Annotated in this window: 2 protein-coding genes; one reads left to right on the top strand and one right to left on the bottom strand. The window is 77.2% G+C overall.

Annotated elements, in window-relative coordinates; all coding sequences use genetic code 11:
• Nucleotides 1-15,450, bottom strand: coding sequence for an SDR family NAD(P)-dependent oxidoreductase (locus tag ACWERV_RS27770; protein ID WP_452938059.1), 15,450 nt, complete (start codon nt 15,448-15,450; stop codon nt 1-3).
• A gap of 77 nt (nt 15,451-15,527) precedes the next feature.
• Between ACWERV_RS27770 and ACWERV_RS27765 the strand changes: the two genes are divergently transcribed.
• Nucleotides 15,528-16,084: 4'-phosphopantetheinyl transferase family protein (locus ACWERV_RS27765; protein ID WP_452938056.1), on the top strand; the 557-nt coding region annotated here is incomplete at its 3' end.

Here is a 16,084-nt window from a genome sequence, read left to right as displayed (position 1 = left end):
TCACTCTCCGGAGTTGACGGCGCGGATCAGCTCGTCCACGTCCATGTCGTCGACCAGGCCGTCGTCGTCGGCCGCCGTGCCGTCCGCCGTGCCGTCGGCGGTGCCGGGTGCCGTGCCGGGCGCGGCGTCCGGCTCGTCGGCGGGTGCCTCACCGGCCGGGGCGAGCATCTCGCCCAGCCGGCGGGCGAGGTCGGTGGGCGTCGGGCAGTCGAAGATGACGGTCGCGGGCAGCCGCAGTCCGGTCGCCCCGGCGAGGCGGTTGCGCAGTTCGACGGCGGTGAGCGAGTCGAAGCCCATCTCGACGAACCCGCGGTCGACGTCCAGCGCGGCGGCCGAGCCGTGGCCCAGCACCGCGGCGGACTGCTTCCTGACCAGCACCACGAGCGCCTGCCGCCGCTCGCCCGCCGTCATCCCGGCGAACTGCTCGGCCCCGCCCGCGCCGGCCGTGCCCGCGCCGGTGGCGGCGGCGCGCTCGGGCCGGGTGCGGCGCGGTGCGAGCTGCCGCATGACCGGCGGCAGGGTGCCCGCGGCGTCCTGGGCGCGCAGTGCCTCGCGGTCGATGTGCGCGGTCACGACGAGCGCCTCGGCAGCCATGGCGCCCTGGTCGAAGAGCGCGAGGCCCTCGGCGGCGGACATCGCCCGAGCTCCGGAGCGGGAGAGCCTGTCCCGGTCCTGGGCGTTCATCTGGCCGGTCAGCGCGCTGTCGTTGGCCCACAGGCCCCAGGCGAGCGAGCTGCCGGCCTGGCCGCGCGAGCGGCGGACGGCGGCGAGGGTGTCGAGGAAGACGTTCGCGGCGCCGTAGTTGGCCTGTCCGGGGTTGCCGAGCAGGCCAGCGGCCGAGGAGTACATGACGAACATGCCGAGGTCGAGGTCCGCGGTCAGCTCGTCGAGGTGGACGGCGGCGTCGACCTTGGGCCGCAGCACGGGGGCGAGCCGCTCGGGGGTGAGCGAGCCGAGCACCGTGTCGTCGAGCACGCCCGCGGTGTGCACCACCGCGGTGAGCCGCTGCTCGGCGGGCAGGCCGTCGAGCAGCGCGGCGAGCGCGTCCCGGTCGGCGATGTCGCACGAGGCCACCCGCGCTTCCGCGCCCAGTTCGGCGAGCCGCGCGACGAGTTCGGCCGCGCCCGGCGCGTCCGGGCCCTGGCGGCTGGCCAGCACCAGGTGGCGCATGCCCCACGGTCCGGCGAGGTGCTGGGCGACGAGGGCGCCGAGCGTTCCGGTGCCGCCGGTGACCAGGACGGTGCCCTCGGGGTCGGGCACGGGCGGGATCGTCAGGACGAGCTTGCCGGTGTGCTTGGCCTGTGCCATGTGGCGGAAGGCGGCGGGCGCGTCGCGGACGTCCCAGGTGCGGACGGGCAGCGGCGCGAGCGCGCCGTCCCGCAGCAGGGCGACGATCTCGCCGAGCATGTCCCGCACCTGCTGCGGGCCGAGGTCCGGCACCAGGTCGACCGGGGTGTAGACGACGCCGGGGTGGTCCGCGGCGACCTGGGCGCCGTCGCGCCGGTCGGTCTTGCCCAGTTCGACGAAGTGCCCGCCGCGCGGCAGCACCCGCAGGCCCGCGCCGACGAGGTCGCCGGTCAGCGAGTTGAGGACGGTGTCCACGCCCGCGCCGCCGGTCGCGGCCAGGATCCGGTCGGCGAATCCGGCGTCCCGCGAGGACGCGATGTGCGTGTCGTCCAGGCCCATGAGCCGCAGCGTGTCGTGCTTGCCGGGGCTCGCGGTGGCGAAGACCTCGGCGCCCAGGTGCCGGGCGATCCGGACGGCCGCGGTGCCGACGCCGCCGGCCGCCGCGTGGATCAGGACGCGCTGCCCGGCGCGCAGGCCCGCCGCCCCGGTGAGCGCGAACCAGGCGGTGAGGTACGCGGACGGGACCGCGGCCGCCTGCTCCCAGGTCCAGCCCGCGGGCATCGGCACGACCCAGCGGTGGTCGGTGACCGCCTCGGTGGCGAAGGCGCGCGGCATGAGGCCCAGCACCCGGTCGCCGGGCTTCAGCCCGGTCACGCCGGAGCCGACCGCGGCGACCGTGCCCGCGCCCTCGCCGCCGATGAACAGGCCGTCGTCCGGCGGCAGTCCGAGCGCGACGAGCAGATCGTGGAAGGCGATCCCGGCGGCCCGGACCCGGATCCGCACCTGGTCGGCCGCGAGCGGTTCCGCGGTGTCCGGGCAGGGCACGGCGGTCATGGCGTCCAGGACACCGGCCGGGTCGGGTTCGAGCCGCCAGCGTCCGCCGAGCGGCGGGGTCAGCCGCCCCTGCGGGGCGCCGGTCGCCGCGAGGCGCGGGACGAGCAGCGCGCCGCCGCGGATCGCGAGCTGCGGCTCGTCCCCGGCGAGGGCGTGCACGAGGGCGGTGGCCCACGCGTCCTCGTCGAGGTCGGCCAGGACGATCCGGCCCGGGTTCTCGGCCTGCGCCGAGCGGACCAGGCCCCACACCGGGGAGGCGGCCAGGTCGTACACCTCGTCGTCCTCGCCCGCGGGGAGGGCCCGGCGGGTGACGACGACGAGCCGGGTGTCGGCCGTGCGCTCGCTGTCCAGCCAGGCCTGGAGGTCGCCCAGCAGGGCGGCGGTCAGGTCGAGCACCGCGCCGGGCAGCGCCGCCCCGGCCTCCTTGGCGCAGGGCAGCACGGCGACCCGGGGGGCCGGGGCGCCGCCGTCGAGGGCCGCCAGCAGGGCGGTCAGGTCCGGGTGGGCGGTGAGGGCGACCCCGGCTCCGGGCAGCGCCCCGGTCAGGCCGAAGGGGTCGGTACCGGCGAGCGCCCAGTCGCCCGCGGCGCTCGTCCTGGGCGTCGGGACGGGCGTCCAGTCGAGCCGGAAGAGCGAGCGGGCGGGGCCCGCGGCCGCGGACAGTGCCTCGGCCGACACCGGCCGGGTGACGAGGCGTTCGACGGCGAGGACGGGCTCGCCCGTCTCGTCCGCGGCGGTCAGCGCGACCGCGCCCTGCCCGGCCGGTGCGATGCGCACCCGCAGGGTGCGGGCGCCGGACGCGAAGAGCTGGACGCCCGTGAGGCTGAACGGCAGCCGCACGGTGCGGCCCTTGCCGTCGCCCTGGTCGGCGTCGGGGGCGAGGACCATGGCGTGCAGGGCGGCGTCGAGCAGCGCGGGGTGCATGCCGTAGCGGCCGGCCTCGTCCTGGACGCCCGCGGGCGGCGCGACCTCGGCGTAGACCTCGTCGCCGCGCAGCCAGGCGCGGGCCAGGCCCTGGAAGGACGGGCCGTAGGTGTAGCCGGCCTCGGCACCGGCCGCGTAGAAGGACTCCTGGTCCATCGCGACGGGTTCGGCGCCGGGCGGCGGCCAGGCGGTGAGCGCGGCGGGGCCGGCGGGGTCGGGGCCGTCGGCCTCGGCGAGCAGCGCGGAGGCGTGCCGGGTCCACTCGCCGTCCTGGCCCTCGGGCCGGGAGTAGACGGCGAGCGGGCGCTGTCCGGTGTCGTCGGGGGCGCCGACCAGGAGCTGGAGGCGGACCGCTTCGGCGCCGCGCAGCAGCAGCGGGGCCTCCAGGGTCAGTTCCTCGACGCGCGGGCAGCCCGCCTCGGCCCCGGCGCGCAGGGCGAGTTCGGCGAAGCCGGTGCCGGGGAGCAGGGCCACCCCGTTGACGGCGTGGTCGGCGAGCCAGGGCCGGGTGGCGGTGGACAGCCGCCCGGTGAGGACCAGGCCGCCGGTGTCGGCGAGTTCGACGGCGGCGCCGAGCAGCGGGTGGTCGGGGGTGCCCACGCCGAGGTCGGCCGGATCGACGGCGGCGCGGTCCTCCTCCAGCCAGAACCGCTGCCGGTCGAAGGCGTAGGTGGGCAGCGGGACGGAGCGCCCGCCGGGGAGCAGCCGGCCCCAGTCCAGTTCGGCGCCGTTGACCCAGGCCTCGGCGAGGGAGGCGGTGAAGCGGGCGAGGCCGCCCTCGTCGCGGCGCAGCGAGCCGACGGTGACGGGCTCGGCGGCGTCGTCGGCGGACACCGCGGTGTCCATGACGGCGGCGGTGAGCACCGGGTGCGGGGTGACCTCGACGAACATGCTGAAGCCGTTGTCCAGCAGCGCCCTGGTGGCGCGGGCGAAGAGCACCGGCTCGCGCAGGTTGCGGAACCAGTAACCGGCGTCCAGCTGCGTGGTGTCGAGCGGTTCGCCGGTCACCGCGCTGTAGAAGGGGATGCGGGCGCGCTGCGGGGTGATGCCCCCGAGCTGGGCCAGCAGGTCCTCGCGCATCGGCTCGACCTGCGGGGAGTGGGAGGCGTAGGTGACCTCGATGCGGCGGATGCGGATGCCGCGCCGCTTGCACTCCTCGGTCAGCTCGTCGAGGTCGCCGGTCTCCCCGGCGACGACGACCTGCGAGGGGCTGTTGACGGTCGCGATCGTGAGCCGTCCCTCGGCGGGCGCCAGAAGTGCGGCCGCCTGCCGTTCGTCGGTCTGGAGCGAGGCCATGCCGGAGGAGCCGGTCAGCCTGGTGATGGCCAGCGAGCGCAGGGCGACGATCCGCGCCGCGTCCTCCAGCGACAGCGCCCCGGCCACGTGGGCGGCGGCGATCTCGCCCTGGGAGTGGCCGACGACGGCCGCCGGGCTCACCCCGTAGTGCTGCCACAGCCGGGCGAGCGAGACCATCACGGCGAACAGCGCGGGCTGCACGACGTCCACCCGCTCCAGGCCGGGCGCCCCCTCGGCCTGCCGCAGCACGCCGGTGAGCGACCAGTCGGTGTACGGGGCGAGGGCCTGCTCGCACTCGGCGACGGAGGCCGCGAACTCCGGTGAGGTGTCCAGGAGTTCGGCGGCCATCCCGGCCCACTGGGAGCCCTGCCCGGGGAAGACGAACACCACGCGGGGCTTGCGGCGCGCGGTGCCGTGCACCAGCCCGGGGTCGGGCTCGCCGTCGGCGAGCCGGGCCAGCCGGGCGGTGTGGTCCGCGTCCGCGCCGCCCAGCACCACCGCGCGGTGCGGCAGCGCGGCGCGCTGCGCGGCCAGGCTCCAGCCGACGTCGCGGGGCAGCGGTCCTGCGGCGCCGGACCCGTCCGCCAGCGCCTCGGCCAGCTTGCCCGCCTGCTGCCGCAGGGCGGCCGCGGAGGCCGCGGACACGGGCCACAGCACGGGCGGGTCGCCGGGGACGGGCGCCGCGGGCGGTGTGTCGGCCGGTTCGGCGGGCGGCTGTTCGAGGATGAGGTGGACGTTGGTGCCGCTGACGCCGAAGGAGGACACGCCCGCGCGCCGCGGGTGGTCGTCGGCGGGCCACGGCTGCGCCTTGACGGCCAGTTCGACCGCCCCGGCCGTCCAGTCGACCTTGGTGCTGGGCTCGTCCACGTGCAGCGTCGCGGGCACGGTGCCGTGCCGCATGGACAGCACCATCTTCAGCACGCCGACCGCACCGGCCGCGGCCTGCGTGTGGCCGATGTTGGACTTGCCCGAGCCGAGCAGCAGCGGCTTCCCGGCCGGGCGGTCCTGCCCGTAGGTGGCCAGCAGCGCCTGCGCCTCGATGGGGTCGCCCAGCGTGGTGCCGGTGCCGTGCGCCTCGACGACGTCCACGTCCCGCAGCGCGAGCCCGGCGTTGGCGACGGCCTGCCGGATCACCCGCTGCTGGGAGGGGCCGTTGGGGGCGGTCAGGCCGTTGGAGGCGCCGTCCTGGTTCATCGCGGAGCCGCGGATCACCGCGTGCACCTCGTGGCCCCGGCGGCGGGCCTCCGACAGCGGCATGACCAGCAGCAGGCCCATGCCCTCGGAGAAGCCGGTGCCGTCGGCGGCCTCGGCGAAGGCCTTGCAGCGCCCGTCCGCGGACAGCGCGCGCTGCCTGCTGAACTCGACGAAGACCTTCGGGCTGGAGATCACCGCGACACCGCCTGCCACCGCCATCGTGCACTCGCCCGAGCGCAGCGCCTGGCAGGCCATGTGCAGCGACACCAGCGCCGACGAGCACGCGGTGTCGATGGTCACCGCCGGGCCCTCCAGCCCGAAGAAGTACGACACCCGGCCCGAGATGACGGCCGGCGTGCTGCCCGTGACGGCGTACCCCTCGGCGCTCGCGGGTGCCAGCGGCGCGCCGGTCGCGTAGTCGGTGGGACCGGCGCCGACGAAGACACCGGTACGGCTGCCGCGCAGCGTCTGCGGGTCGATCCCGGCGTTCTCGAACAGCTCCCAGGCGCCCTCCAGCAGCAGCCGCTGCCGCGGGTCCATCGTGACGGCCTCGCGCGGGGAGATCCCGAAGAACTCCGCGTCGAACTCGCCCGCCTCGTGCAGGAACCCGCTCTCGCTGACGTACGACGTGCCGAGCCGGTCCGGGTCGGCGTCGAACAGCCCGCCCAGGTCCCAGCCCCGGTCGGCGGGGAAGCCGGTGACCGCGTCGCGGCCCTCGGCGAGCAGCCGCCAGTACTCGTCCGGGGTGCTCACCCCGCCGGGCAGCCGGCAGGACATGCCCACGATCGCCATCGGCTCGTCCATCCCGAAGGTGCTCTCGGACGTGACGGCGGCCTCCTGCGCGGCGGCGGCGCCGGGGATCAGCTCCAGCAGGCAGCCGGTGACGGCCGCGGCGGTCGGGTAGTCGAAGGCGACGGACGCGGGCAGCGTCAGGCCGGTCGCGGTGTTGAGCCGGGTGCGGAACTCCACCGCGGTGACGGAGTCCGAGCCCATCTCGGTGAAGGGCAGGTCGGGGTCCACGTCGGCCGCCCTGCCGAAGCCGAGCACGGCCGCCGCCTCGGTACGGACCAGGTCCAGCACCGCCCACTCGCGCTCCGACTCCGGTGTACCGGCCAGCAGCCGGGCCAGCGCGCTGTCGCCGGTCCCGGCGGCGCCCTGGGCGGCGGCGCCCCGGACCTCTGGGAGCGTGTCCAGGAAGGGCCGGGGACGGGCGGCGGTGTAGAGCGGGGCGAAACGGTCCCACTCGACGTCGGCGATCGTCACGGACGGCTCGTCCCGGCACAGCACCTGCCGCAGCGCCGCCAGCGCCTGCGCCGGGTCCAGCAGCGGCAGGCCCTGGCGCTCGGACTGGCTGGTGAACATCTCCTGCACCTCGGCGTCCCCGGCGTCGTCACCGAAGGCGTTCCAGAAGCTCCAGGCCACCGCGGTCCCGGCCAGGCCGCGGGCGCGACGCCGTACCGCGAGGGCGTCGAGGTAGCCGTCGGCGGCGGCGAAGGCGCCGTTCTCGGCGGCGCCCCACACGCCCGCGACGGAGGAGAACAGCACGAACGACTCCACCTCCGCCCCGTGCTCGCCCTCCAGCAGCTCGTCGAGCACCCGGGCGCCGGTCGCCTTGGCCCGCAGCGTGCCCGCGAGCTGCACGAGCGACGTGCCCGCCAGCGGGCCGGGCTCGGGCACGACGGCCGCGTGCAGCACCGTGCGCACCGGGCGCCCGGCGGCGCGGGCCGCGTCCAGCAGCGCGGCCATCGCGGCGGGGTCGGCCGCGTCGGCGGCGGCGAGCGTCACCGCGGTTCCGGCGCGGACGAGTTCGGTCTCCAGTTCGGCCGCGCCCGGGGCGTCCGGGCCGCGCAGGCTCGCCAGGATCACATGCTCGGCGCCGCACGCCGCGAGCCAGCGGGCCAGCCGCCGCCCGAGCCGCCCGGTGCCGCCGGTGACGAGCACGCTGCCGCTCGGCTGCCACGTGCGCGGGGCCGGGCGCCCGTCCACCGGGTCGCGGACCAGACGCCGGACCAGCACACCGCTGTCGCGTACGGCCACATGGTCCTCGGCGCCCATACCGCCGCCCAGCACCGCGCACAGCGCGGCCAGGTGGTCCGCGCCGGGCGCGGCGGGCAGATCGACCAGGCCGCCCCAGCGCTGCGGGGCCTCCAGCCCCGCGACCCGGGCCATGCCCCAGACCTGGGCCTGCTCGGGCGCGGTCAGGTCGCCGCCCTCGGCGCTCACCGCGCCGGTCGTGACGCACCACAGCGGCACGTCGGCCCCCGCGTCGCCGAGCGCCTGCACGAGGGCCAGCGTCGCGGCCGTCCCGGCGGGCACGTCCTCGGCGCCGGAGTGCGGGCGGCCGTCCGGTGCGAGCAGCGACAGCACGCCCGCGGCCCGTCCGGCGTCCGCGCCGCGCAGCAGCTCCGCGAGCTGCTCGCGGCCGTCGCGCACGGCGTCCGGGGCGAGCGCCACGACCTCCGCGCCGCCCGCGGTCAGGGCCGCCGCGGCGGCCTGCGCGAGAGCCTGCCCCTCTCCCCCGGCCGGGGCCACGACCAGCCAGCGCCCGGTGGGCGCGGCCTCGGCGGGGGCGGCGGCGGGCTGCCAGTCCACGCGGTAGCGCCAGGCGTCGAGTTCACGTCCCGCGAGATCCGGGACGTCGGTCGGCTCCGGCTCCCGCCCGGCGAAGGCGGGCCGCCAGTCGACGGGGGCGCCCAGCGCGTAGGCGTCGGCGAGCGCCGCGTGGAAGCGGCTCGTGCCGCCGTCGTCACGGCGCAGCGTGCCCAGGGCGCGCGCCCCGCCGCCCGCCCGCTCGGCGGTCTCCTCGACCGCCGGGGTCAGGACCGGGTGCGGGCTCGCCTCGACGAGCAGGGTGTGCCCGTCGGCGAGCAGCGCGCCGACCGCCTCCTCGAAGCGGACGCGCTCGCGCAGGCTGTAGTACCAGTAGTCCGCGCCGAGCCGCGCGGTGTCCAGCAGCCCGCCGGTCGCCGAGGAGTAGAACGGCACGGCCGCCGGGCGGGGCGTGATACCCGCCAGGACCTCCGCGAGCCGCTCGCGGATCTGCTCCACGTGCGGCGAGTGCGAGGCGTAGTCCACGTCGACCCGGCGGAAGCGGATGCCGCCGCGCTCGCAGACCCCGGCCATCTCCTCCAGCGCGTCCACGTCACCCGCGACCACGGTGCTGGTCGGGCCGTTGACGGCGGCGACCGAGAGCCGGCCCGCGAAACGCCCCAGGATCGCGGTCACGGCGTCCTCGCCGAGCGCGACCGAGGCCATGCCGCCCCGGCCCTCCATCCGGGCCAGCTCGGCGCTGCGCAGGGCCACCACCCGGGCGGCGTCCCGCAGCGACAGCGCCCCGGCCACGTACGCGGCGGCGATCTCGCCCTGCGAGTGGCCGACGACGGCGGCCGGTTCCACGCCGTACGCGCGCCAGAGCGCGGCGAGCGACACCATCACGGCGAAGAGCGTGGGCTGCACGACGTCCACCCGGTCGAGCGGAGCCGCGTCCGGCGCACCGGCCACGACATCGGTCAGCGACCAGTCGGTGAACTCGGCCAGCGCCTGCGCGCACTCGCGCATCTGCGCGGCGAACGCGGGCTCCGCGACCATCAGCTCCCGCGCCATACCGGGCCACTGCGCCCCCTGCCCCGGAAAGACCAGCGCGATCTTCGCGCCCCCCGCCACCCCCTGGTGCAGATGCGCGACGGTACGCCCCTCGGCGAGAGCGGCAAGCGCGTCCCCGAACCCCTTGGCATCGGCGGCCAACACGACCGCCCGGTGCACCCCGCTCCCCGTGCGGAGCAGCTCCCCGCCGACCCCGCCGCCAACGGCGGCGTCCCCCGCCCCGGGCAGGGTGGCATCCGGCAGCAGACCGGTGCCGGTGCCGGGCGCGGTGGCCCCGGGCAGGGCGTCGGTCCCGGGCAGAGTGGCGTCCGGCAGTGTGCCGGTGCCGGGCACGGTGTCTTGCGGAGCCCCGGGCACGGTGGCGCCCGACGGCACGTCGGTCCCGGACACAGCGCCGGTCCCGGGCAGGGTGGCGCCCGGGGTCGCATCAGTCCCGGGCAGCCCTCCTCCCGCTGCCACACCGGATACGGGCACGGTGTCGGGGGTTGCGGCTGCTGCCAGGGCCGCGCCCATTGCGGTGAGGTTGGCGCCGGGGGTGGCCGCCTCTGAGAGGGCGGTCGCGCGGGCTCGCAGGCCTGTCGCGCTCGCGGCGGAGAGGACCCAGGGGATCCGGGGGCGGCCGCCGGGGAGTTCGGCCTCTTCGCGGTACCAGTGGCGCTGGTGCTGCCACGGGTAGGCGGGGAGGCTCACCGGCGGGCGGGCGGACTTCGCCGGGGCGGGCACCGCACCGGCGGCGAGGAGTGCGGCGGCGGTGGCCGCGAGGCGCTCCAGGGGGTCGTCGGTGTCCACGGGCGCGCCGAGCGCGGCCAGTTCTTCCGGGAGGTCGCGCGGCAGCACGTCGAGGAGGACGTCCACGCCCTCCGCGGCCAGGTCCGCCGCGAGGGTGCCGGACAGCGGGGCGGCGACACCGCGGGCGCGGGCGGCGAGGTCGCCGGGTTTGGCGGCGGGTTCCGCGCCGTCCGCGGGGATCTCGGGGAGCGCGGCGGGGCGCAGTGCGGCGCCGGACTCCTGTCCGGCGGCCAGCCGCAGCGCGTCGTCGAGGTCGATCCGGCCCGCGGCCCAGGCGGCGCCCAGCTCGCCCGCGCCCTGGCCGGTCACGGCGTCGGTCGCGAGCCCGACGGCGGTCCACAGCCGGGCGGCGGCGACGTGGTGGCACAGCAGGTACGCGGCGGCCGGTGCGGCGGGCGGCTCGCCGAAGGGGTCGATCCGTTCGCCGGTCAGTGCGGTCAGCCGCTCGGCGCAGGCGCGCAGCGCGTCCGCGTACTCCGGTATCGCGGTGAGCTGTTCGCGCAGGGGCGCGGACGGCGGCTCGGCGCCGAAGAGGAAGCCGGTGGTGCGTTCGGTGCCGTCGGGCACCTGGGCGGTCCGTACGGCGGGGGTGCTGCCGCCGCGGGCGGCGACCTCCAGGGCCGCGGCCAGCGCGTCGGCGTCCCGGCCGGTGACGGCGAGCCGGTGGCCCAGCCAGGAGCGCCGGTAGGCGGCGGTGAAGACGATGTCGTCGACCTCCGCGGGGGCGGCGCGCAGCCGGGCGGCGAGGCGTCCGGCGGCCTGCCGCAGCGCGGGTTCGGCCGCCGCGGTGACCATGAGGACGTACGGGGCGCGGCGCGGCGGCAGCGGCGCGGGCGCGGGGGCCGCGGGCGGCTGCTCGACGACGACGTGCGCGTTGCTGCCGGTGAAGCCGAAGGCGCTGACGCCCGCGCGCCGCGGGTGGTCGCGTTCGGGCCAGGCGCGGCGCGCGGTCACGACGGAGACCGGGAGGGTGTCCCAGTCGATGTGCGAGGAGGGCCTGTTCAGCGGCTGCGGCGGCAGCTCGCCACGGTGCACGGCGAGGACGACCTTGAGCAGGCCGGTGACGCCGGCGGCGGCCTCCAGGTGGCCGACGCTGGCCTTGGCCGCGCCGATCAGCAGGTTCTCGTCAGCGGCCCGCCCGGAGCCGAGCGCTTCGGCGAGCGCGCGCACCTCGATGGGGTCGCCCAGCGGGGTGCCGGTGCCGTGCGCCTCGACGTAGTCCACGTCGCGCGGGGCCCAGCCCGCGGCCCGCACCGCGCGGCGGATGACGGCGACCTGCGCGGACGCGTTGGGCACGGTCATGCCGCCGCTGGCGCCGTCCTGGTTGACGGCCGAGCCGCGGATCACGGCGTAGACGCGGTCGCCGTCGCGCCGGGCGGCGGACAGCGGCTTGAGGACGAGCGCGGCCGCGCCCTCGCCGCGGCCGTAGCCGTCGGCGGCCTCGTCGAAGGTCTTGCAGCGCCCGTCGGGGGCGAGCGCGCCCGCTCCGGCCATCGACACCGACACGGTGGGCGCGGCGACGACGTTGGCGCCGCCGACGACGGCGACCTCGCAGTCGCCCTCGCGCAGGCCCTGGCAGGCCAGGTGCACGGCGGTCAGCGAGGAGGAGCACGCGGTGTCCACGGCGATGCTGGGGCCGCTGAGCCCGAGGAAGTACGACAGCCGCCCCACGGCGGCGGCGAAGGTCGTACCGGTGCCGTAGAAGTGGTCGACGTCGGCCATGTCGCGGGTCAGCAGCTGCTGGTAGTCGGCGGTGTTGAGGCCGAAGTACACGCCGACGTCCTTGCCCGCCTGCGCGGCGGGCGGCGTGCCCGCGTCCTCCATCGCCTCCCAGGCGACCTCCAGCAGCAGCCGGTGCTGCGGGTCGAGCGCCTTCGCCTCGCGCGGCGAGACGCGGAAGAACGGCGCGTCGAAGCCGGTGACGTCGTCGAGGAAGCCGCCGCGCAGCGGCACGCCGGGCGCGGCCTCGGCCCACATCGGGTCGGCGCGGCGGGCGGCGGGCAGGTCGCGGACGGCGTCGCGGCCCTCGGTGAGCATCGCCCAGAACTGATCGGGCGAGTTGGCGCCGGGCAGCCGGCAGGCCATGCCGACGACGGCGACGGCGTCGTCCTCCGTCTCCGCGGAGCCGGAGCCGGGGCCCGAGCCGGGAGCCGCCGCGGCGGCGCCCTGCGCGGGGCCGTCCTGCGGCGCGGCCTCGGCGAGGTACGCGGCGAGCGCGTCCACGGTCGGCTGCTCGAAGACGATGGTGGTGGGCAGTTCCACGCCGAAGTCGGCGGCGAGCCGGTCGCGCAGCTCGACGGCGGTGAGCGAGTCGAGGCCCTGGTCGAACAGCCCGCGGCGGCGGGCGGGCCGCTGCCCGTCGGCGAAGCCGAGCACGGTGGCGACGTGCTCCTCGACGCGCCGCAGCACCTCCCGGTCACCGCGCCCGCGCGCACCCGCACCGTTCGCGGCGCCCGAACCACCCGCGTGACCAGCGCCGTTGACTGCGTCGGCGCCGTTCGCGCGGCTCGAACCGCTGGCGTGGCCCGCACCGTTGACCGCGCCCGCGCCGCCCGTGCGGCCCGAACCAACTGTGTGCACCTTGCCGTTGGCGGCGTCCGCACCGTTGACCGCGCCCGCACCGCTCGCGCGGCCCGAACCACCCGCGCGGCCCGCACCGTTGGCGTACCCCCCGCCCTCCGCCGCGGCGGAGCCGTCCGCCGGGTGGGCGAGCATCTCGCCGATGACGCGTCCCGCGTCGTCCAGCAGGCTCAGCCGGACCTGGGCCGGGGCAGCCGTCGCGGCGGCCGTGCCGCCCTGGTCGCCGGGCTCGACGCCCGGGAGCCAGTGGCGGGCGCCGCCCCACGAGGGGGTGGGCAGGGTGCGGTAGCGGGCGGGGGCGCCGGTGAGGCGGGTCCAGTCGACCTCGACGCCGCCGACGTGCAGGCGGGCGGCCGCGCGGTGCAGGGCGAGCAGCCCGTCCTCGCCGCGGCGCAGGGTCGCGGTGACGGGGCCGCGGCGGCTCCGGTGCCGTACGGCGTCGGTGAGCTGGCGGGTGAGGGTGGGGTGCGGGCCGATCTCGACGAGGGCGCGCTCGCCGTCGGCGAGCAGCGCGTCCACGGCGGGCCACAGCAGCACGGGGTCGGTGAGGTTGCGTTCCCAGTAGGCGGCGTCGAAGGTGACGCCGGTCTCGCCGGGCAGCACGCTGGAGAGCAGCGGCACCGCCGGGGCGCCGGGGGTGAGACCGGCGAGCGCCTCCCGCAGCAGGGGGCCGCACGCGGCGACCACCGGGCTGTGGAAGGCGTAGCCGCCGGCCAGCTTCTTACATCGCAGGCCGCGTGCCTGGGCGGCGCCGGCGGCCCGGTCGACCGCGTCCGCGGGCCCGCTGAGGACGACGGCCTCGGGACCGTTGACGGCGGCGACCACGACCGGAAGCCCGGCCTCGGCGAGCAGCGCCTCGGCGGTCGCGCGGTCGGTGCGGACGGCGAGCATCGCGCCGTGGCCGGCGGTCTCCTGGAGGATCTGGCCGCGCCGGACGGCGAGGGTGACGGCCTCGCCGCGGGTGAGGACGCCCGCGGCGTGCGCGGCGGCGATCTCGCCGACGCTGTGGCCGAGTACGGCGGCGGGCCGGATCCCGGCGGAGGCGAGCCACGCGGTCACCGCCGACTGGACGGCGAGCAGGGCGGGCTGGGCGTAGTCGGTGCGGTCGAGGCGGCTGTCCTCGGCGCGCCGCAGTTCCTCGACGAGCGACCAGGGCAGGTCCTGCCGGATCAGCGCGTCGTACTCGTCGAGGACGTCCCGGACGACGGGCGAGGTCTCGTACAGGTCGACGGCCATGCCCGCCCACTGGGCGCCCTGGCCGGAGTAGACGAAGACCGGCTCGGGGGCGTTCTCGGGGTCGGCGGTGCCGGTGCAGGTGCCTTCGGCGTCGTCGTCGGCCAGGGCCGCGGCCAGGTCCGCCGGGCTCGCGGCGACGGCGGCGAAGCGGTGCCGCTCGTGGGTGCGCCGGGTGGCGGCGGAGGCGAGCAGGTCGCCGGGCTGGTCCCCGTCGGCGGCGAGGCGTTCGCGCATCCCGGCGAGCTGACCGGCCAGGCCTTCCTCGTGGAAGGCGGAGGCGAGCAGGACGTAGGGGCCCGCGGGGCGTTCGGTCGCGTCGGCGGCGGGGACGGGGGCGACGCCTTCGGCGATGACGTGGACGTTGGTGCCGCTGAGGCCCGAGGAGCTGACGCCGACCCGCAGCGGGCGGCCGGTCCCGGCGAGATCGACGGGGCCGAGGGGAACGGCCATCGTGCCGCGCTTCCACGGCACCGCAGAGGTGAGCCGCCCGGGGTCGGGCTGCGCGGGCACCTCCTGGGAACCGATCACCCACAGGCCCTTGAGCAGGCCCGCGACACCGGCGGCGCCGTCGGTGTGCCCGAAGATGCCCTTGTTGGAGCCGACGTACAGGGGCCGCAGGCCGTTCTCCCGCTCGCGCCCGTAGACCTCGTGCAGTGCCATGAGTTCGACCTGGTCGCCGAGCGGGGTGCCGGTGCCGTGCGCCTCCACGTAGTCGAGGTCGGAGGCGGCGAGCCCGGCGGTGCCGAGGGCGGTGCGCAGCAGTTCGGCCTGGGCGGCGCCGTTGGGGGCGGTGATGCCGAGGCTGCGGCCGTCGTGGTTGGCGGCGGAGGAGCGGATGACGGCGTAGACACGGTCGTGGTCGGCGAGCGCGTCGGAGAGCCGTTTGAGGACGACGACGCCGCAGCCCTCGGAGCGCAGGATGCCGTCGGCGTCGGCCGCGAAGGGGCGGCAGCGGCCGGTCGGCGAGATGGCGCCGATGCGGTTCATGAAGACGGTCAGCTCGGGCGACATCATGAGGTTGACGCCGCCCGCGAGCACGACGTCGGTCTCGCCGGAGCGCAGGCTCTGGCTCGCCAGGTGCACCGCGAGCAGCGAGGACGAGCACGCGACGCTGAGCGAGGCCATGGGTCCGCGCAGGTCGAAGGTGTAGGCGAGCCGTCCGGCCGCGAAGCTGAACTCGTTGCCGCTGCCGTAGTGCGGGCCGATGCCCTGGACGCCGAGGGTTTTGCTGTGCAGCGTGGCGTAGTCGTGGGCGAACAAGCCGAAGTAGGCGCCGGTGCGGGTGCCGCGCCAGGCGTCGGCGGGGCGCCCGGAGTCGCTCATCGCCTCCCACGCCACTTCGAGCAGCAGCCGCTGCTGGGGGTCCATCGCCCCGGCCTCGCGGGGGGAGATCCCGAACCAGGCGGCGTCGAAGCGGTCGATGTCGTCGAGGAAGCCGCCCACGTGGGTGGCGCCCTCGTCTTGGTACGCGGCCTCGCGGCTCCAGCGGGTCGCGGGGACCTCGGTGAAGACGGGGCTCGCCGAGCGCAGGGTGGCGCCGAAGGAGGCGAAGTCGCGGACCCCGCCGGGGTAGCGGCAGCCGATGCCGACGACGGCGATCGGTTCGGCCTGCGGAGGGATCGGGCTCGTCAGCGGTCGTTCAGCCATTGAAGAATTCCTTGCTCTACAATGATCATCCGCAATTCGGCATCGGGATCCCCGTGGGACACCGAAGGGGGCGACCGATGGGTGAGCCGCACCTCGCGGGGTCCGGCTACGTCGTCGTCTGGGTAGCGGCGGGCGATCCGCCCGGCGGGCCGCCGGAGGATCTGGAGCAGCGCGCCGCGGTCTACCGCGGGACGCGCGCCGCCGCGCATCGGGTCGGCCGGGAGCTGGTCGCGGCGTACACGTCATGTCCGCCGGAGCAGCAGGCCTGGGAGCGCGATCCGCGGGGGCGCCCGCTGGTCGTCGAGCCCGGCGGCCTGCACGTGAGCCTCAGTCACGCGGGCGGCGTGGTGGCCGCGGCGCTGGCGTGGGACGCGCCGGTCGGGGTGGACGTCGAGCGGCTGCGGCCGCTGCCGGACCGTGGCGCGCTGGCCCGTACCGCGCTCGCCGGCAGTGAGCGCGCGGCCGTCGACGCACTGCCCGAGGAGCGACGGGACGCGCAGGTGCTGCGCTTCTGGACGCGCAAGGAGGCGGTCGCCAAGGCGCTGGGCAGCGGACTGGCCACGCAGTTGCGCGGCATCGTCACGACGGCCCATGGCGCTGTGGTGTCCCTTCCCGACGGGTGCGGTGACCTCTC

The organism is Streptomyces sp. NPDC004031 (assembly GCF_053604375.1).
Note: the sequence above shows the minus strand (reverse complement) of the source record. Positions and strands in the feature narration are given on the sequence as shown.

Excerpts from the sequence above, each read along its gene's own strand:
- ACWERV_RS27770 (WP_452938059.1), bottom strand. The coding sequence starts at position 15,450 with ATGGCTGAACGACCGCTGACGAGCCCGATCCCTCCGCAGGCCGAACCG.